The 18,427-nt window shown below is 70.9% G+C and carries 17 protein-coding genes, 1 tRNA gene and 1 riboswitch; of the genes, 10 read left to right on the forward strand and 8 right to left on the reverse strand.

Features of this window, described 5'->3' with window-relative positions; genetic code table 11:
• The first annotated feature begins 5 nt into the window (after window positions 1-5).
• Both M1L60_RS47965 and chrA read left to right on the forward strand, forming a co-directional pair.
• Window positions 6-698: an arsenate reductase/protein-tyrosine-phosphatase family protein gene (locus M1L60_RS47965; protein WP_253240306.1), complete on the forward strand. Its 693-nt coding sequence runs from the start codon at window positions 6-8 to the stop codon at window positions 696-698.
• A complete protein-coding gene (gene chrA, locus M1L60_RS26870) occupies window positions 691-1,830 on the forward strand; it encodes a chromate efflux transporter (RefSeq protein WP_253240307.1) in 1,140 nt (379 codons plus the stop codon). Before M1L60_RS47965 ends, chrA begins: the two co-directional genes overlap by 8 nt.
• Window positions 1,831-1,865: 35 nt before the next feature.
• Here the strand turns inward: chrA and M1L60_RS26875 are convergent, their stop codons facing one another.
• Both M1L60_RS26875 and M1L60_RS26880 read right to left on the reverse strand, forming a co-directional pair.
• Window positions 1,866-2,543 carry a DUF899 domain-containing protein gene (locus M1L60_RS26875; protein ID WP_253240308.1) on the reverse strand — a complete coding sequence of 226 codons (678 nt, stop codon included), beginning with the start codon at window positions 2,541-2,543 and terminating at the stop codon, window positions 1,866-1,868.
• Between the two features lie 70 nt (window positions 2,544-2,613).
• Window positions 2,614-3,267 (reverse strand): hypothetical protein, encoded by a 654-nt coding sequence (locus M1L60_RS26880; protein WP_253240309.1) that lies wholly within the window; start codon window positions 3,265-3,267, stop codon window positions 2,614-2,616.
• Between the two features lie 311 nt (window positions 3,268-3,578).
• Between M1L60_RS26880 and M1L60_RS26885 the strand changes: the two genes are divergently transcribed.
• Window positions 3,579-4,487, forward strand: a complete 909-nt coding sequence (locus M1L60_RS26885) for a DUF5995 family protein (RefSeq protein WP_253240310.1) — start codon at window positions 3,579-3,581, stop codon at window positions 4,485-4,487.
• Here M1L60_RS26885 and M1L60_RS26890 read toward each other — a convergent pair.
• A complete protein-coding gene (locus tag M1L60_RS26890) occupies window positions 4,477-4,947 on the reverse strand; it encodes an RrF2 family transcriptional regulator (RefSeq protein ID WP_253240311.1) in 471 nt (156 codons plus the stop codon). The genes M1L60_RS26885 and M1L60_RS26890 overlap by 11 nt on opposite strands.
• A gap of 90 nt (window positions 4,948-5,037) precedes the next feature.
• Here M1L60_RS26890 and M1L60_RS26895 point away from each other — a divergent pair, with 90 nt between their 5' ends.
• Window positions 5,038-5,778 carry an SDR family oxidoreductase gene (locus tag M1L60_RS26895; RefSeq protein WP_253240312.1) on the forward strand — a complete coding sequence of 247 codons (741 nt, stop codon included), beginning with the start codon at window positions 5,038-5,040 and terminating at the stop codon, window positions 5,776-5,778.
• Here M1L60_RS26895 and M1L60_RS26900 read toward each other — a convergent pair whose 3' ends face one another.
• A complete protein-coding gene (locus M1L60_RS26900) occupies window positions 5,779-6,099 on the reverse strand; it encodes an STAS domain-containing protein (protein WP_253240313.1) in 321 nt (106 codons plus the stop codon).
• 44 nt (window positions 6,100-6,143) lie between these two features.
• Window positions 6,144-7,796, reverse strand: coding sequence for an FAD-dependent oxidoreductase (locus tag M1L60_RS26905; RefSeq protein WP_253240445.1), 1,653 nt, complete (start codon window positions 7,794-7,796; stop codon window positions 6,144-6,146).
• 109 nt (window positions 7,797-7,905) lie between these two features.
• On the opposite strand from M1L60_RS26905, the gene M1L60_RS26910 reads away from it, so the two are divergent.
• The 4 genes from M1L60_RS26910 to M1L60_RS26925 all read left to right on the forward strand — a co-directional run bounded on the left by M1L60_RS26910 (window position 7,906) and on the right by M1L60_RS26925 (window position 12,527).
• Window positions 7,906-7,977: transfer RNA gene (locus M1L60_RS26910), tRNA-Gly, on the forward strand.
• 162 nt (window positions 7,978-8,139) lie between these two features.
• Entirely contained in the window at window positions 8,140-9,681 is a 1,542-nt protein-coding gene (locus tag M1L60_RS26915) for an alpha/beta fold hydrolase (protein WP_253240314.1), read from the forward strand.
• Between the two features lie 120 nt (window positions 9,682-9,801).
• Window positions 9,802-11,874, forward strand: a complete 2,073-nt coding sequence (locus M1L60_RS26920) for an adenylate/guanylate cyclase domain-containing protein (protein WP_253240315.1) — start codon at window positions 9,802-9,804, stop codon at window positions 11,872-11,874.
• Between the two features lie 50 nt (window positions 11,875-11,924).
• Entirely contained in the window at window positions 11,925-12,527 is a 603-nt protein-coding gene (locus tag M1L60_RS26925; RefSeq protein ID WP_256517171.1) for a Crp/Fnr family transcriptional regulator, read from the forward strand.
• 42 nt (window positions 12,528-12,569) lie between these two features.
• Here the strand turns inward: M1L60_RS26925 and M1L60_RS47605 are convergent, their stop codons facing one another.
• Together M1L60_RS47605 and M1L60_RS26940 are read right to left on the reverse strand one after the other, a co-directional pair.
• A complete protein-coding gene (locus M1L60_RS47605) occupies window positions 12,570-13,739 on the reverse strand; it encodes a calcium-binding protein (protein WP_274622909.1) in 1,170 nt (389 codons plus the stop codon).
• A 199-nt stretch (window positions 13,740-13,938) separates the two neighbouring features.
• The gene (locus M1L60_RS26940) at window positions 13,939-15,573 is read right to left on the reverse strand and encodes a methyl-accepting chemotaxis protein (protein WP_253240317.1); all 1,635 of its coding nucleotides are present in this window, start codon (window positions 15,571-15,573) and stop codon (window positions 13,939-13,941) included.
• A gap of 178 nt (window positions 15,574-15,751) precedes the next feature.
• On the opposite strand from M1L60_RS26940, the gene M1L60_RS26945 reads away from it, so the two are divergent.
• Together M1L60_RS26945 and M1L60_RS26950 are read left to right on the forward strand one after the other, a co-directional pair.
• Complete coding sequence (locus tag M1L60_RS26945) at window positions 15,752-16,924, forward strand: alpha/beta hydrolase family protein (RefSeq protein ID WP_253240318.1); 1,173 nt, start codon at window positions 15,752-15,754, stop codon at window positions 16,922-16,924.
• Window positions 16,925-16,936: 12 nt separating this feature from the next.
• Window positions 16,937-17,048, forward strand: a riboswitch (SAM riboswitch).
• Between the two features lie 10 nt (window positions 17,049-17,058).
• Window positions 17,059-17,670, forward strand: coding sequence for a GNAT family N-acetyltransferase (locus tag M1L60_RS26950; protein WP_253240319.1), 612 nt, complete (start codon window positions 17,059-17,061; stop codon window positions 17,668-17,670).
• Here the strand turns inward: M1L60_RS26950 and M1L60_RS26955 are convergent.
• Window positions 17,661-18,425 (reverse strand): sulfite exporter TauE/SafE family protein, encoded by a 765-nt coding sequence (locus M1L60_RS26955; protein ID WP_253240320.1) that lies wholly within the window; start codon window positions 18,423-18,425, stop codon window positions 17,661-17,663. The genes M1L60_RS26950 and M1L60_RS26955 overlap by 10 nt on opposite strands.
• Between the last annotated feature and the right edge of the window lie 2 nt (window positions 18,426-18,427).

The following is an 18,427-nucleotide window of genomic DNA, read 5'->3' on the forward strand; positions in this document are numbered from 1 at the left end:
CGGGCGTGACGACCGACCCGCCTGCGTTCGTGACGGCCGCCGGTCACCCGTTGCGCTGGCAGCTGCTGGGTGAGCTGGCCCGCACCGACCTCGCCGTGCGCGAGCTGACCGCGCGGGTCGGCCAGCCGCAGAACCTGGTGTCGTACCACCTGGGCAAGTTGCGCAAGGCCGAGCTCGTGCGGGCCCGGCGCAGCAACGCCGACGGGCGCGACACGTACTACACGCTCGACCTGGCCCGTTGCGAACGCCTGCTCTGCGGCGCGGGCGCCGCTTTGCACCCCGCGCTTCGGCTGACGGCGCCGGCCGTCGCGCCCGCGGTGACCGGGCGGGTGCTCTTTCTGTGTACGGGCAACAGCGCGCGCTCACAGATGGCCGAGGCTTTGCTGCAGCATCGCACCGGCGGCGCCGTGCGGGCGTTCAGCGCGGGCAGCCGTCCCAAGCCCATTCATCCGTACGCCGTGGGTGTCATGGCCGACCGCGGCATCGACATCTCCGGCGCCCGGCCGAAACACGTCGACGAGTTCGCCGGCCAGCAGTTCGACCAGGTGATCACCCTGTGTGACAAGGCCAAAGAAGTCTGCGCCGGCCGCATCCACTGGAGCCTGCCCGAACCGGCCGACCGCCCCGCCTTCGCCCAGGTCGCCGACGAACTCGACCGCCGGATCGGTTTCCTGCTGCCGACGCTGCCGCATGCTTGAGCCGCACCGGGCCGGTCTGGCCACTGTCCTCAAGGAGTGGGGTCGGATCGGGTGCATCGGGTTCGGTGGGCCGCCGTCGCACATCGCACTGTTCCGCAAGTTGTGTGTGGACGATCGGAAGTGGCTCGACGCGCAGGAGTTCGAGGACGCCATCGCGGCCTGCAACCTGCTGCCGGGCCCGGCCTCGACCCAGCTGGCGATCTTCTGCGCGTGGCGGGTCCGCGGCCGCGCCGGGGCCCTGGTCGGCGGGGCCGCGTTCATCCTGCCCGGCCTGATCGCGATCCTGGTGCTGGCCGCACTCTTCCTCGGCGACCCGCCGACCTGGGTCCGGGCCGCCGGTGCGGGGGCGGGCGCCGCCGTGGCCGCGGTCGCCCTTCAAGCCGGCGTCTCGCTGATCCCGGCCGGTTGGCAGCGGAAGCCGAGCCGTCGCCGCTGGACCATCTATCTGGTCCTGGGAACGGTGGCGGCCGCGACCGTCGGGCCGTGGCTGGTGCTGGTGCTCATCGCCTGCGGCCTGGCCGAGATCCTGGCCCAGCGGCTGCCCGGGCCGACCCGGCGGCCGTCGATGGCGTTGCCCGTTCTGGCTCTGGGCGGCGGGGCTCTGCTGCCCCTGGCCTGGACGGCGCTGAAGGTCGGCGCGCTGTCCTACGGCGGCGGGTTCGTCATCATCCCGCTCATGCAGGCCGACGCCGTCGACCAGCACCAGTGGATGACCGCGGCCGAGTTCCTCAACGCTGTGGCGCTCGGTCAGATCACCCCGGGCCCGGTCGTGCACACGGTCGCGGTGGTCGGTTACGCGGCGGCCGGGCTCGGCGGCGGCCTGTTCGCCGCCGCCGTCGCCTTCAGCCCCTCGTTCACGTTCGTGCTGCTGGGCGCCGACCGCTTCGACCGGCTGCGGGGCAACGCGCGGGTGCGGGCCTTCCTCGACGGGGCCGGGCCGGCCGCGATCGGCGCGATCCTGGGATCGGCCATCCCCCTGATCCGGGCCCTGACCGAACCGTGGCAGTACGGCGTGCTCGTCGTCGCCGCCGTCCTCACGCTGGCCGCCCGCCGCGGCCCGGTGCTGACCCTGCTGACCGCGGCCGCGGCCGGCGTGATCATCGTCCTGGCCGGCGGCTCCCTCCCGAGCTGATCAGGAGGCGGGCCGGCGGCTCTTTCCCGAGCTGATCAGGAGGCGGGGCCGTACAGGCGGGCGATGTCGGGGGAGTCGAGCCAGCCGCTGTAGGCCGGTGACTGCGGCCAGCCGTCCGGGGAGTCCTGCCACTCTTCCTGCCGGCCGTAGGGCAGCGTGTCGACCAGGGCGAACGTGTGGGTGAGCTGTTCGACGCCGCGGCCCGAGGTGTGCCACGTGCGATAGACGGTGTCGCCGTCGCGCAGGAAGACGTTCAGCCCGAAGCCGCCGCCGGCCGGGGCGTCGACGTCGGCCCCGAACGGGCTGTCGGCGGTCGAGTACCAGGTCATCGGGTTGCCGACCCGTTCGGCGTACGCCAGGGCGTCCTTGATCGGGCCCTGGGTGACGACCACGAAGCGGGCGTCGTAGTTCTCGAGGAAGCCCAGCCGGGTGAAGACCGAGGTGAAGCTGGTGCAGCCGCCGCACTGCCACTCGGCGCCCGGCTCCCACATGTGGTTGTAGACGATCAGCTGGGACTTGCCGTCGAAGATGTCGGCCAGCCGCACCGGCCCGTCCGCCCCGACCAGTGTGTAGTCGGGCAGGCGGACCATGGGCAACCGCCGCCTCCGGGCCGCGATCGCGTCGAGTTCGCGCGTGGCCGCCTTCTCGCGGGCGCGCAGCGCGTCCAGTTCCTTGGCCCAGGTCGCCTGGTCGACCACCGGTGGCATAGCCATGATCAATCCCCTTTCGGCACGGTGCCTCTCAGGGGTCAGACTCGCTCAAGCCGGCGAAGTCATCGGCGAATCACAGCAGAACGTCGAGAATTCTGGTGGCCCGGTTCTCGTGTTGATCGTAGGCGTCCGGCACGGCCGAGCGCTGCACGGTCTGAGCGGCCTCGCCCAGGCCCTTCGACTCCCAGTCCGGCACCTTGAGCAGCCGGTCGTAGAAGACGTCGGCCGCGTAGCGCGGATTCATCAGCTCGGCCACGCTGCCCCAGCCCTGGCTCGGGCGCTGCTGGAACAGGCCGAGCGAGTCGAAGTCGTCGCCGCTGCCCTCGTTGGGCCGGTCGAGCGAGCCCGGGACCGACGGGTTGGCCAGGTTGCGCAGGCTGGACTCCTGCAGGCCGGTCATCACGGCGACCAGCATCGCGCGGCGGGGCAGGTCACGCTCGCGGCCGACCTCGACGATCACCGCGGCGTTGTTCATCTGGGCCTGGTTAAGGCCCTTCACCGGTCGCGGGGGCGTCGCCTTCTTCTTCGCGGACGGGGTGGGCGTCGGTTTGGGCTTCGGCTTCGACGTGACCGCGGCGCGCACCTTGTTCCGGGTCACCGGCTGCGCCCGCTGCTGGAGCGCGGCGTCGATCGCCACCGGGGCCGGGGCCGGTTCCTCACCGCGGCTGGTGACGACGATCCCGCCGGCTGCGGCGGCCACGGCGCTCATCGTCACCAGGATGGTCACCGTCCGGCCGGACCGCCGTCGCCGGTGTCGCCGGCGCGGTGACCAGTCGGTGTCGTAGAGACTCGGCCGAGGCGGCACCCCGAGTGGGAGCCCGTCGACATAGGCGACTCTCGGCCGCGCGGCCGTTCCGTCGATGGGGTGATCCGGGTACGCCGGGGCCACTAACGCGACCGTCCTTTCCCTCGGGCCTGAGCTTCTCCCCGTCAGTACGGTGGAATCGGGTGCCCGGATCACTACAGTGAGCGAACTGCCGGGACGTTTTGCCGACAAGTCGATGGCGCCGGGGCGGCCGGGTCGCGAAGCTGTTCCGCATGACGGGCTTCGATCGCGGTCGGGCGCGCGACAGCGCCGAGCTTCTGCGCGTCAAGCGGCTCGAGTTGTCCGCCCTGGCCATCCCGGCCGGGCGCGGCTGGAGTCCGCTGCACGAGAAGGTCACCGAGGCGCTCGACGGGCATCCGGCCGACATCGGCGAGGTCATCACCCGGCTCGTGACCGTGCAGGCCATCCTCGACGAGCTGCCGCCGAGCCGGGCCGCCAACCGGGTGTCGGCGTTCAACGAGCTCTACCTGAAGATCACCCGCCGGGTCGACCACGCGCTGGTCACCGGGGTCAACTCGCCCGACTTCCTCGAGCTGCTGGACGTCGAGTTCGCCAAGCGCTACTTCGACGCGCTGACCCTGTGGAACAACGACGACGAGGAAACCCCGGACGTCTGGGAGGTGCTCTTCAAGCGGGCCGGTGACGTGCGGATGAGCCGCCTGACCGCGGCCATGCTCGGGGTCAACGCGCACATCAACCACGATCTGGCCCTGGCCCTGATCGGCACGTGGAACGAGCTCGGCGCCCCCGAGGCGGCCGACGACGTGATCCATCCCGACTACCTGCTGGTCAACGAGATCTTCTACCAGGAGATCCCGCCCCTGCGCCGCGGCTTCTCGACCCGCTGGCAGCTCGAGCTGGACGAGTTCGTGGGCCCGCTCGACGACTGGAGCCAGCGCATCCTGGTCACCGTGACCCGGGCCCGCGCCTGGGACCAGGCCCGCCGGCTGTGGCTGCTGCGCCACGACACCGACGACTTCGAACAGGCCCGCCGCACCATGGACCGGGCCGCCTCGCTGCTGGCCGAGTGGGCCATCATCGGCGACCGCCTGGTCACCCACACCGGCACCGGCGTGATCGGCAGCTGGCGTCTGCTGCGCAAACTCCTCGTCAGGCGGTGAGCCAGCCCCGCAGCACCGTGAAGGCGTCGGTGTTGTCGCCGGTGACCTCCTGGGCCAGGTCGGCGACGGTCACCGCCCGCAGCGCGGCCCGCCAGGCCTGATCGGCGACGGACATCGTCCGCGCGATCGGGCACGGCCGCAGGCAGGCCTCGGGCGGGGTGGCCAGCGGCCCGCGCTGCCGGATCTCCGTACAAGTGAAGGCTGGTTGGGCTCCGTCGACCGCCTCGACCACGTCGAGCACGGTGATCCCGTCCGCCGGACGGGCCAGCTCGTAGCCGCCGGCGTGGCCCTGGGCGGCCCGGATCAGCCCGGCCCGGGACAGCGCCTGCAGCTGTTTGGCCAGGTAGCTGCTGGACACGTCGTGCAGCTCGGCCAGGCGCACGGCGGGCACGGGCCGGTCGGCCGCGCTCAGCACGACGGCGCAGTGCAGGGCCCACTCGACCCCGCCGGACATCTTCATGGTCACACTCTACTCACTTGACTCGGACACAATGAGTCCGAGTAGACTCGGACAGGGATTATCCGAGTTTATTGTTCAGGGAGCAACACCATGAAGGTTGTCGTCGTCGGTGGTACCGGCCTGATCGGGCGCAAACTGATCCCGCTGCTCACGGCCAACGGGCACGAGGCGGTGGCCGTCTCGAAGTCGACCGGTGTCGACGTGATCACGGGGGAGGGGCTGGCCGACGCGCTGCGCGGGGCCGACACCGTGGTCGACCTGACCAACGCGCCGTCGTGGGGCGACGACGAGGTGCTCGCGTTCTTCACGACCTCGGCGCGCAACCTGGCCGCGGCCGAGCAGGCGGCCGGCGTACGCCATCACTTCGCCCTGACGATCGTGAACGCCGACACGATCCCGGACTCCGGCTACATGCGGGCCAAGGTGGCGCAGGAGAAGGTCATCGCCGCGAGCGGCATCCCGTACACGATCGTCCGGGCCACCCAGTTCTACGAGTTCATCGGCATGATCGCCGGCGCCGCCACCGTCGACGGTCAGGTGCGGGTGACCTCGGCCGCGTTCCAGCCGGTGGCCGGGGACGACGTGGCCGCGCTGCTGGCCGAGCTGATCGACCAGCCGCCGCTCAACGGCCTGATCGACCTGGGCGGGCCCGAGGTGCAGCCGATGAGCACCTTCGTCAAGCGCTTCCTGGATGTCATCGACGACACCCGCACGGTGGTTCCCGACCCGGCCGCGGGCTACTTCGGGGCCACGATCGACGACTCGTCGCTGACCACCCGCGACGGCGCGCGCATCGGCGCCACGACCTTCGCCGAGTGGCTGAGCAAGTAACTACAGGCCGAACACGTGGCCGAGCCCCGTCACCTCGATCGCCTTGCGGACCGGCGGGGACGGCTCGGCCAGCGTGAGGGTCACGCCACTGGCGGCCGCGCTGTTGCGGGCGCTGACCAGCGCGCCCAGCCCGTACGAGTCGATGAAGTCGAGGCCGGCGACGTCGATCCGCAGGTAGCGGACGGCGGGATCGGCCGCGATGGCGGCGAGCTGGTCGCGCACGGCGTCGGCCCGGTCGAGGTCGAGCTCGCCGCTCAGCGCGGCGACGACCAGGCCGTCGGCGTCCGCCGGTTCGTACACAATCGTGGCGTCCAAGGGCATTGGCCCAACCTACCCGCCGACCGCCACCGCTACACGGCGAGAGATCAACTCGGGCCGGCCGCGATCGCCTGGTGCACCGAGCGCACCGCGCTGGCCCCCTCACCGACCGCCGCGGCCACCCGTTTCATCGACGACCACCGCACGTCGCCCGCCGCGAACACCCCCGGCACGCTGGTCTCGAACGGCAGCGGCCCCCGCCCCACCCCGGTCCACCGGTCCCCCAGCTGAACGTCGGTCGGGACGAACCCCCTCTCGTCCAGCGCCACGTCGGTCAGCCAGCCGGTGGCCGGGGTGGCCCCGATGAAACAGAACAGTCCGTGACAGCCGCACGGGTCGGGGTCACCGCCCGTGGCCAGCGTGACCTCCTCGAGCCGGTGCCCGCCGCTGAGCCCGGTCACCTCGGTCGAAGTGCGCACGGTGATCCGGGGATCGGCCCGCACCCGCTCGACCAGGTAGGTCGACATCCCCTTGGCCAGGTCGTCACCGCGTACGGCCAAGGTCACCGCACCGGCGTGCCGCGCGAGATAGAGCGCGGCCTGACCGGCCGAGTTCGCGCCCCCGATCACCGTCACCGGCAGCCCGGCCACAGCCCGCGCCTCGAGATCGGTCGCGGCGTAATAGATGCCCGACCCGACGAAGTCCTTCCACCGGTCCAAAGGCAGATTTCGGTACGCCGCCCCGGTCGCGATCAAGACAGTCCGCGTCACCACCTCGGTGCCGTCGACCAGCGTCAGCACGTGCCCCTCGTCCGCGCGACGCATCCCGACCACCGCGCACGGGCTGGCCAGGTGCGCCCCGAACTTGAGCGCCTGCACCACGGCCCGCGCCGCCAGCTGCTCCCCGCTGAGCCCGAACGGGAAGCCGAGGTAGTTCTCGATGCGCGAACTGGCCGCGGCCTGCCCGCCGGTGGCGACGGAGTCGAGCAGCACGGTCTCGAGCCCCTCGGACGCCCCGTAGACGGCGGCGGCCAGCCCGGCCGGCCCCGCGCCGACGATGGTGAGGTCGGCCACCCCCTTCGGCGTACGCCGGAAAGTAAGCCCGAGCCGATGGCTGAGCGTGCGCGGTTCCACGTTGCGCAGCGTGACCCGCGGCAGCACGGCCGCCGGCAGATCGGCGTCGGTGAGCCCCGCCGCCGCGATCTCCTCCCGCCCCTCGGGGGAGTGCTGGTCGACCCACCGGTGCGGCATGTCCTGCCGGATCAGGAAGGTGCGCAGGGCCAGCCCGCACCCGTTGGTCTCGTCGGCGATGACGGCCAGGTTGCGCCCGGCCCGCTGCACGAGCAGCTGGCGCCGGGCCAGGAACGAGCGCAGCAGCAGGTCGCTGAGCTCGGTGTCCTTGGCCATCAGGAGCCGGAACTGATCCGGTGGCACCCGATGCACCACACCGGACGCGACCGCCCGCGCCGACAGGATGCGCGACTGCCCGGTCAGCAGGTTGAGCTCACCGACGAACTGTCCCGGCTTGGCCCCCAGCGGCGGCGCGTCGTGGAGGTCTCCCAGCGCCACCTCGATCTCGCCCGACTCCACGAGCAGCATGTCCGCGTCGTCGTCGCCCACGTCGAACACGACCTGACCCTCGACGATCGGCTCGGGCCGGCCGTAGGCGGCCACGCGCGCGAACTGGACCTCGTCGAGGAACGGGAAGGCCGCCTTCATGAGGTCTTCGAACCGCTCGCCGAGCTCGGGAAAGGATGACATCACCACGCGGCTGATGCTGCCACCGCCCCCGCCCCGGAACAATCCGTACGTTGACTGGCCGGGGGCGTCGCGCATCACCCGCCACCGATCCGGTAAGGTTTCACTCGTCGCGGACGTGGCGCAGTGGTAGCGCATCACCTTGCCAAGGTGAGGGTCGCGGGTTCGAATCCCGTCGTCCGCTCTTTCGGTCTCCAGGCCTTGAAAACCCCTGAACCTCGTCGGTTCGGGGGTTCTTTGTTTCCCGTTCCGGTTCGGTGTCCTCGATCCGGCAGCGTCGGCCGGGCCCGGCCGGATAGCGTCGGGAACCATTCTTCACGGGGGATTCGGTCACTCAGGAGAATCGATGTCACGGAGATATCCGATCATCTATGTTCGCGGATTCGCCGGCAGCACGCGGGGGATCACCAAAGCGGTCGACGACCCGTTCTACGGATTCAGTGCCGGTTCCACCCATGTGCGGGTCGGCGGCAACGGCGACCCCATCTTCTATCAATTCGAAAGCCCTCTCGTCCGGCTGGTCACCGAACTGAATTACAAGTTGCTCGTCGAGGGCGGTCAGGAGTCGTACCTGGACCGCGCGGCGCCGGGGGAAGTGCCCGCTGACTCGGTGTGGATTCATCGGTTCTACGACAAATCGGCTTCGTCGTGGGAGAGCCGGAATCGAGACCGAGGCGGCGCCCAGCCCTTCGTCCTGGAGGCCGCGGCCGAGGACCTTCTGCGCTTCGTCGAAAAAGTGCTGGAAAAGACGGGGGCGCCAAGGGTCCACCTTGTTGCGCACTCGATGGGTGGGCTCATCTGCCGGTCGATGATCCAGCGCGTTATTCCCGACCGTAACGAGCGGGAGCAGCCTGGGCGCCCGGAAGGCCGGAAGGCGGCCGACTTCGTCGATCGGCTCTTCACCTACGGCACACCGCACGGCGGGATCGAGTTCGCGTTCGGTCTGGGCCTGGTCGAGCAGGTGCGGGACGAGTTCGGCCTCGGTGGCGGGGACATTTTCGGCCCGGACCGGATGTTTTCCTATCTCACCCCTTCCGTGGGGCGTCAGGGTGGGATTCCGGCCGGGTGGGACCCGCGCGTGAACCCGGATCCGCGGAACTTCCCGACCGAAAAGATCTTCTGCCTGATCGGCACCAACGCCGATGACTACGCGGTCGCGCTCGGTCTGTCATCGCGAGCGGTCGGCACAAAAAGCGACGGCTTGGTGCAGATCGAGAACGCATTGGTCACCGGAGCCAATCATGCGTACGTGCACCGTAGCCACAGCGGACGTTACGGAATGGTCAACTCGGAGGAGGGCTATCAGAATCTCACCCGCTTCCTGTTCGGCGAGATCAAGGTCACGGCCGACCTGAAGAACCTGGTCCTGCCGCAGGCCGACGAGTTGACCTGGCAGGCCGAGACCCGGCTGGCCGTCCGGGGGCTGCCCGTCCTGCTGCACGAACAGGTCGCCGAGCACCATTGCCCCATTCTGATCGAGAAGCGACGGCCCGAGGACCCCGCCGACCGGCCCGTGCCACTGGTTACCAGCTACCTGCGCCTGGATCAGGCCATAGGGAAATTCATGCGCTACACGCTGCACGTTCGCCTGCTTTCTCTGCGGGAGCACGACAGCGTTTTCTTCTGGAACGATCACATCGAACAAACCACCGACTTCGACGACATCCTCGTCGTCGACGTCGAAAATCGTGGCAACGCCATGGTCGGCTGGGCGCAATGGGCGTCCAAGATCGACACGCCGCTCAGGGACTACCGACCGACCGGCGAGCCACTGGCCGACCTGGACGATCGCGACGGCGCATGGTTGGCCCGGGTGCCTCTGCCGCCGGCCGGGGGTTTCGTCGGAGCGAACGCGCACGTGGAGCTGAGGGCGCAACCGGAGGAGTAGTGGCCGCGTGCCGGCCATGCCGGGTGCTCCGGCTTGCCTTGCAGTCGGTGGGGAAGCCGGCTGTTCCGATCGCTGATTTCTGACACAGTTGGGCTGGTCAGGGGCGATTAGGGTGAGCGGATGCCGGTGGGTCGCGGTGGCGCGGCGCGTGTGGTGGTCTGGGTTGCTCATCTGAGTGCGCCGATGGCCGGTCTCTGGCTGCTCGTGGCCCGGCCCGATCTTGACGTTCACTGGCAGCACGAGCCGTCGCATTTCTGGTTGGTGCTGGCGGTCGCGGTGGTCAGCCTGGGGCTTGCGATCGTCATCAATCAGGCGGCGCGGCGCCGCGGTGACACGCGGTTGCTGCTGGTCGCGCTGTCGTTCCTGGTGGCGGCCGCGTTTCTCGGGCTGCACGCGGCGGCCACCCCGCAGGTGGTCCTCGATGCGCGGAACGCCGGTTTCGCGTACGCCTCCCCGGTCGGGCTCACCCTGGCCGCGCTCTTCGCGGCGGCCAGCGCGGCTGATCTCTCCGCGACGGCCGAGACGCGGCTGCTGCGCTGGTCGGGCTGGTTGCGCGGGCTCGTGCTGGCCCTGGCCGGGGCGTGGGCCGTGGTGTCGTTGACCGGGCGGCCGCCGCTCAACCGGGTGCCGGGGGCCGGCGAGGACACGACGGCGATCCTGCTGGCCGCGGTCGGGTTCGTGCTGTTCGGGTACGCGGCGGTGCGCTACTACGTGCTCTACCGGCGGCGGCGCGCGGTCATGCTGCTGTCGGTCGTCACCGCATACGTCCTGCTCGCCGAGTCGGCCGTGGCCATGGCCCTCGGCACGAGCTGGAACGCGTCGTGGTGGTTGTGGCATGTGCTGATGGCCGCCGGGTTCGGCTATGTCGCGTACAGCGCCTGGGTGCAGTACCGCAACGAGGGTGCGGCGTCGGGGCTGTTCGCCGCGGTCGGGCGGGAGGAGACCGTACGTCAGTTGCGCGCGGAGTACAGCGCGGCGCTGGAAGGCCTGGTCGAGGCGCTGCGCAGCGGCGAGCGGACGGCGGCCGCCACGGAACGGGTGGCGCAGCGGTTCGAGCTCACCGACGGTCAGGCCGCCGTGCTGGGCCGGGCGGCCGACGCGCTGATCGCCGAGCGGGATCAGATCCGCAAGCTGGGGGCGCTGGTCGCCATCGGGCAGGACGCGCGGGTCAAGGTGGCCGACTTCGAGTTGCTGCGCGGGGCGGTGCACCGGGTGGCTTCGGTTTTCGACGGTTACACCGTACGGATCGCTTTGGTCGAAGAGGACCGGCTGGTGTTCCCGCCCGTGCCGGCCGCGGCCGCGCCGGTCGAGGTCCGCACCGTACGCGTGGCTCAGGCAGCCCTGGCCGCGGGCGACGACGTGGAGGACGAGGGCACGCTCTACCTGCCGTTCGTGGTCAAGGGGCACCCGGCGGGGGTGCTGATCGCGTCCCACGAGGGGCCGGTGCCCGAACGGGACGCCGCCCTGCTCGCCTCGCTGGCGGCCCAGATCGCGATCGGGCTCGAGAACGCCCGCCTCTACCGCAGCCTCGACGTGCTGTTCCGGCAGTACATGTCGCCCGACGTGGCGACTGCGCTGGTCGCCGATCCCAGCCAGGCCGCGCTGGGTGGCGCGGTGGTCGAGGTGACCTCACTCTTCGCCGACCTGCGGGGGTTCACCACGTTCTCGGAACGGTCGTCGCCGGCCCAGATCGTCGACATGCTCAACCAGTACTTCGATGTGGCCACCCGGGTCGTGCTGGCCGAGAACGGGACCGTCGTGCAGTTCGTCGGGGACGCGCTGATGGCCCTGTTCAACGCGCCGGCCCGGCAGCCCGACCACGCTCTGCGCGCGGCCCGGGCCGCGCTTACCATCCAGCGGGAGGTCGACCGGATCGCCGCCGTACGGCCGGACTGGCCGCGGTTCCGGATCGGTGTCAACACGGGGGAGGCGCTGGTCGGCAACATCGGCGGGGAGGCGCTGCGCAACTTCAACGCGATGGGGGACGCGGTCAACGTGGCGGCCCGGCTCGAGTCGCAGGCCGCGCCGGGGCAGGTGGTGATCGGCGCCGCCACCCGCGACCGGATCGGTGACTGCGCGCAGGTCACGCCCCTGGGCGACCTGATGGTCAAGGGGCGGGTCCAACCGGTGCCCGCCTTCGTGCTGCACGGTCTGCGAGGGGAGAACCCGTGGTCCATGAGCCTGGTCTCCTGACCCGCACCGATCCGCTGCTGGCCGAACAGGACCAGCGGGATCTGCTGCGGATGGGCCGGCGGCGGTGCTGGCCGGCCGGGGCCACGCTGTTCAGCGAGGGCGACCAGTCGACGACGGTGGTGCTCGTGCTGAGCGGCCGGGCCAAGGTGTTCTCGCTGACCGAACAGGGCGGTGAGGTGCTGCTGGCCATCCGCGGGCCGGGCGCCCTGCTGGGGGAGATGTCGGCCCTCGACGGAGCTCCCCGCTCGGCGTCGGTGTCGGCCCTGGAACCCCTCGAGGCGTACGTCGTAGGGGTTTCCGCCTTTCTCGACTTCCTCGCCACCCACCCCGAAGCGGCCGTGCGCATCATCCGGATGATCGTGTCGCGGCTGCGCGACGCCGACCGCAAGCGCGTCGAGTTCGGCACGTACGACGCCCTGGGCCGGGTCGCGCTGCGGCTGGCCGAACTGGCCGACCGGTTCGGGGCCGAGGCCGGCCACGGCGTCCGCATCACTCTGCCCCTCACCCAGGACGAGCTGGCCGCGTGGACCGGGTCGTCGCGCGAGTCGGTGACCAAGGCCCTGCGCACCCTGCGCCGCCAGGGGATCATCGAGACGAGCCGCCGCTCGGTGTCGGTGGTCGACCTCGACCGGCTGCGCGACCGCGCGCGATGACAGCGGCCGCGCCTCGCGCGGCCGCTGTCATCGGTTGAAGGGTCAGGGCAGTTCGCAGCTGTTCCGCAGGTCGCCCGGGTTCGAGAGGCAGATGTCGGTGCCCGCGCCGCCGAAGTTGCGGTCGTTGGCGTTCACCCCGTCGAGGCTGTTCAGCCGGTCGTTGCCGGCGTCACCGAACAGGAAGTCGTTGCCGGCCCCACCGGTGATGGTGTCGTTGCCGACCCCGCCCCGCGAGACGTCGTTGCCGGCGTCGCCCCGCAGGGTGTCGTTGCCCGCCACCCCGGTCTGGGTGTCGTTGCCGGTGCCGCCGTTGACGACGTCGTTGCCGGCCCCGCCGTCCTGCCGGTCGTTGCCCGCGCCACCCGACAGGTTGTCGTTACCCGCGTCGCCGCGCTGATTGTCGTTGCCCGCGCCACCCGTGAGGATGTCGTTGCCGGCCCCGCCGAGCTGCTGGTCGTTCCCGGCGTCGCCGGTCAGCCGGTCGTTGCCGGTCGCCCCGGACTGGGTGTCGTTGCCGGTCCCGCCCAGGTGCAGGTCGTTGCCGACCCCGCCGAACTGGCGGTCGTTGCCGCTGCCGCCGACCAGGACGTCGTTGCCCGCGTCGCCGAACTGCAGGTCGTTGCCGGCCCCGCCGTCGAGCCGGTCGTTGCCGGCGCCGCCGCGCTGCAGGTCGGCCCCGAGACCGCCGACGAGGGTGTCGACCCCGGCGCCGCCGTTGGCCACGTCGTTGCCGGCGCCGCCGTCGAGCCGGTCGTTGCCCGCGTTCCCGGACAGCGTGTCGTTGCCCGCGTTGCCGTTGATCGTGTCGTTGCCCGAGCCGCCCGACAGGATGTCGTTGCCGGTGCCACCGTTGATCGTCGAACGGGTGCTGGTGCGGTTGGTCACCCGGTCGTTGAGGTTGCCGGAGTTGATGACCATCCGGGCCACGCCGTTGGCCGAGCAGCGGATCGTGTTCGCGATCGCCGTGCAGCCGGCCCCGGCCACCAGGTTGTCCCCGGTGTCCCGGACGAAGAAGAAGTTCCCGACCCGGTCGACCGTGATGTTGTTGGCCCGGTTGGCCGACGCGTTCACGACCAGCGCGTTGCCGGCCTTGAAGACGTTGGTGACGGCGTGGGCCGGCGCGGACAGGACGAACGCGGGAGCGGCGCCGGCTACGGCCAGAACGGCGAGCCGGAGCATCCGCCGGTGGGTCGCGTTCTGCAGTGGATTCATGTGCTTTCTTCCCCCCTGGAAGGTCTCGCACCCTGGAACGGGCACCGCTGAACCTTCGCAGCCGAAAGGGCTCGGGTATGAGGAAGAATTACGCGCCGGAACTGGTAAAAATGCCTGTTGAAACTGCCACCCAATTGCTAATCGGCGCTTTCTTGCATCTCCTTGCTACTATTCCGCACGCATTCCATGGTCGCAATGTTTACACCCGGAAGGCCGAAACGACACTGCGCAACTCGGACGACATCCGGGCCAGGTCGGCCGTGGCCTCCTGGGTCTCGGCGACACTCTGACTCGTGAGCCGGGCCGCCTCGGCGACGCCGGTGATGTTCTCGGCGATCTCGCCCGACCCGGCGGCGGCCTCGGTGACGCTGCGGTTCATCTCGGCCGTGGTCGCCGTCTGCTCCTCGACGGCCGACGCGATGGTCGTCTGGAAGTCGCTGATCCGCTCGATGACCAGCGAGATCTCCTCGATCGCGGCCACCGCCCCGCTGGTGTCGGACTGGATCGCCTCGACCCGCTTCGAGATGTCCTCGGTGGCGCGGGCCGTCTCCTGGGCCAGATCCTTGACCTCGCTGGCCACGACCGCGAAGCCCTTGCCCGCGTCGCCGGCCCGGGCCGCCTCGATGGTGGCGTTGAGGGCCAGCAGGTTGGTCTGCTCGGCGATCGAGGTGATCGTCTTGATGACGTTGCCGATCTCGGCCGACGACTCACCCAGCTTGCCCATCGTCGCCGAAGTGGTGGCGGTGACGCTGACGGCTTCCGAGGCGACCCGGGCCGCCTCGGCCGCGTTCTGCGAGATCTCGCGGATCGAGGCGCCCATCTGCTCGCCGCCGGCCGACACGCTGTCGACGCTGCGCGAGACCTGCTCGGCCGCGGCCGACACGGCCTGGGCCTGCGCCGACGTCTCCTCGGCGGTGGAGGCGATCCGGGTCGTGGTGTCGGTCATCCGGTCGGACGCGCCGTTCAGGGAGATCGCCGAGGCCTCGATGGTGGCTACCGTGGCCCGCAGCCGGGTCATCGCGGTGTCGAGCGAGCGGCCCATGCGGCCCGGTTCGTCGGCGCTGGTCAGTCCGGTCGTCCGGGTGAGGTCGCCGTCGGCCAGGCCGTCGCACACCACCGTGACCTTGCCCAGTGAGCCCACGATGCGGCGGGCCACCCAGAACCCGAGCCCGACGGCGAGGGTCAGGCCCACGACCAGCATGATGATTGCCCGGTTGCGGTTGGTGGTGTAACCGTCGCGGGCGGCAGCGGCATTGCGCGCGGCGTCCTGCGTCTCGTCCTCGTCGAGCGCGGCCACCGAGGCAGCCACCCGGTCGAGGATCGGCATCGCTTCGGCGTCCCGGATGTTCGCCCAGGCGACCAGGTCGTTGCGTTGGCCGGTCGGCAGCAGCCGGGTGCGAGCGACCTCGAGGTAGCTGTTCCAGTCGGACTGCAACCGGTCGATCACCGCCGGGTCGCCGGCCGGCGTGCTGTTGCGGTAGGCGGTCATGGCAGCCGCGAAGGCGTTGGTGTCCTGCTGGAACAGGGTGGTGAACTTCTGGACGGCCGCGTCGGACGTGGAGAGGGCCTGGTTCGCCGTGTCCAGCCGGACCTCGCTCACCTCAGACCGGATCTGCCCCACGGCTTTGATGCTGGAGACGTTGGACTCGTAGATCAGCTGAGCCGAGGCGCTGGCGTTCTGCAGAGCGATCAGGCCCATGATCCCGACGATCAGGGCCACCAACGCGGCCACGGCCACCGCGGACAAGACCTTGACGCTGACGCCGAGGTCGTCGAACGAACGCCGGCCCCGCGGTGCGGCGGCGATCGGCTCGCTCAGCGCTATGACGCTCATGTCACTCTCCGTCTGCTGATCTGCTTCCGGCCTGCACTCCAGTATCGCGAATAATTCTCGGCAAAGCGGCATGTATCGGGAATGTCGCGATCGTTGGCATGCGGTAGTTCCGCACTAGCGCCAATGAGTTTGCTGTGCCAACCTATTGAGCGGCCGCTCACTAGTAGCAGGAGGCGTAATGACCCACTTGTCCCGCCGGGGCCTCATCTTTGCCGCGCTGGGCGCCGGACTCGCCGGCGCGCCCGGACTCGCCGGGCGCGCTTCCGCAGTGCCGGCCACCGGAGCGCAGCGCATGGTCCTGCCGGCGCCGACCGGTCCGCACGGGGTCGGCACGGTGGCGCTGCGCCTGGTCGACCGGTCGCGCCCGGACCCGGTGGCCGGCCCCGGCCACTACCGCGAGCTGATGGTCAGCGTCTGGTACCCGGCCCGCGACACCGCACGGCATCCGCGGGCCGTCTGGATGCCCGACCCGCTCCTGCGCGCCCTGCTGGACTTCAACGGGATCCCGGGCCGCTCAGTGGGCGCCCCGCCGATCACGGCCGGGCACGTGAGCGCGCCGGTGTGGCGCTCGGCGGGCCCGCTACCGACCGTCGTGTACTCGCCCCTGGCGCACGACCAGCGCGCCGACACCACGATCGTGGTCCAGGAACTGGCCAGTCACGGCTACCTCGTGGTCACCGTTGACCACACGTACGACGCGTTCGTCGAGTTCCCCGACGGCCGCCGCCTCACCCCGCTCGACGAACCGTCGCTGGGCGCCCGCGACTTCGCCGACGACATCCCGTACGTCCTGGACTGCGTCGACCGGCTCGCGGCCGGCCGGAACCCCGATGCCGACGGCAAGCCGTTGCCGCCCGGCCTGGCCGGCGCCCCCGATCCGCGCCGGATCGGCATGTTCGGCACGTCGAAAGGCGGGACCGCGACCGCGCTGCTCATGGGTCTGGACCCGCGCGTCCGGGCCGGGCTCAGCCTGGACGGCCCGATGGAGCCGCTCATCGAGGACGACCTCGACCGGCCGTTCATGCTGATGACCGCGGACTACCCGCGGGACACGGCGCCGGTGGCCCAGTTGTGGTCGCACCTCACCGGCTGGAAGCTCAATGTCCAGGCCGACGGCGCGGTCCACAACGCGTACGACGACTACCAGGTGCTGTTGCCGCAGATCGGGGCGGCGCTCGGGTGGAGCGAGGAGGAACTGCGGTCGTGGGCGGGCACCCTGCGGCCCGGCCGGGCGGTGCGCATTCAGCAGGCGTACCCGCTCGCGTTCTTCGACCTGCACCTGCGCGGGCGCCGGCAACGTCTGCTCGAGGGCCCGAGCCCGGCCTTCCGCGAGATGCGTTATCTGCCATAGCATCGCCGGAGCGGTCATGAGTGCCAGCGCGTAGCCCCGGCTTTGCTGGCCGGCAACCCTCCACGTGGCGGGGTGCCCCGGGTGATGACCGGGCTCGGCGGTGGGCGCCGGGCAAGCCACGAACGGAGATCGCCGTGCCCTTTCCGTCAACGCTCGCCGCGCCGGTTCTGCAAGGCGTTCGCGTACGGCTGGAGCCGCTCAGCCGCCGGCATACCCCTGATCTGGCCGCGGCCGCCGGGGAGGATCGGGCCTCGTACCAGTTCACGTGGGTGCCGACGGCGGCCGAAGTGGACGGTTATCTCGACGAGCAGCTGGCCCGGGCGGCGGCCGGCATGCTGATGCCCTTCGCGCAGATCGACCTGCGCACCGGGCGGGCGGTCGGCGCCACGGCCTACTGGGATCCGCGGCTGTGGCCGGGTCGCGACGTGCTCTGCGCGGTCGAGGTCGGTTTCACCTGGCTGGCCGCCTCGGCCCAGCGCAGCGGCATCAACCGGGAGGCCAAGTTTCTGCTGTTCGCGCACGCGTTCGAGCAGTGGCAGGTGGCCCGGGTCGACCTCAAGACCGACGCCCGCAACGCCCGCTCCCGGGCCGCGATCGAGGCGGCCGGCGCCCGCTTCGAGGGCGTGCTGCGGAGCTGGTCCCGTTCGTGGGCGCCGGGCGAGGACGGACAGCTCCGCGACTCGGCGATGTACTCGATCATCGCCGCCGAGTGGCCCGACTGCCGCGCCCGGCTCGCTCAGAGGTAGAGCGAGGCCAGCCGGCCGACCATGGCCACGACCACGACCACGAGAACGACGCGGACGAAGCCGGCCCCTCGTTTCAGGGCGGTGCGGGCGCCGAAGCGGGCGCCGAGGATGTTGCAGGCGGCCATGGCCAGGCCCAGCTTCCACAGGACGTGGCCGCCGGCCGCGAAGACCAGCAGCGCGCCCAGGTTGGTGCCGACGTTCAGGATCTTGGCGGTGGCCGAGCTCGCGACGAAGTCGAAGTTGAGCAGAGCGGTGAACGCGATGATCAGGAACGTGCCGGTGCCGGGCCCGAAGACGCCGTCGTAGAAGGCGATCACGGTGCCGGCCAGCAGCACGGCGGCCAGGCGGCGGCGCCAGGTGCGGGTCGGCTCGTCGACGATGACGCCGAAGTTGGGCCGGGCCACCACGAAGGCCAGGACGGCCAGCAGCAGCACCATGACGGCGGGACGGAAGTACTCGGCCGGGATGTGCGAGGCGGTCAGGGCGCCGGCCGCCGAGCAGGCGACGGCCAGCGCCGCGGCTGGACCGGCGATCCGCCAGTCGATCTTCGTGCGCCGCGCGTACGTCACGGCGGCCACGGTGGTTCCGCAGATGCTCGCCACCTTGTTCGTGCCGAGGGCCGTCACCGGCGGCAGGTTGGGCAGGCCGAGCATGAGCGCCGGGACGAGCACGAGCCCGCCCCCGCCGACCACCGCGTCGACCCAGCCCGCCGCGGCCGCCACGGCCAGGAGCACAACGATGTATTGCCATTCCACGT

Source organism: Paractinoplanes aksuensis (assembly GCF_024137025.1).
Taxonomy (GTDB): Bacteria; Actinomycetota; Actinomycetes; order Mycobacteriales; family Micromonosporaceae; genus Actinoplanes; species Actinoplanes aksuensis.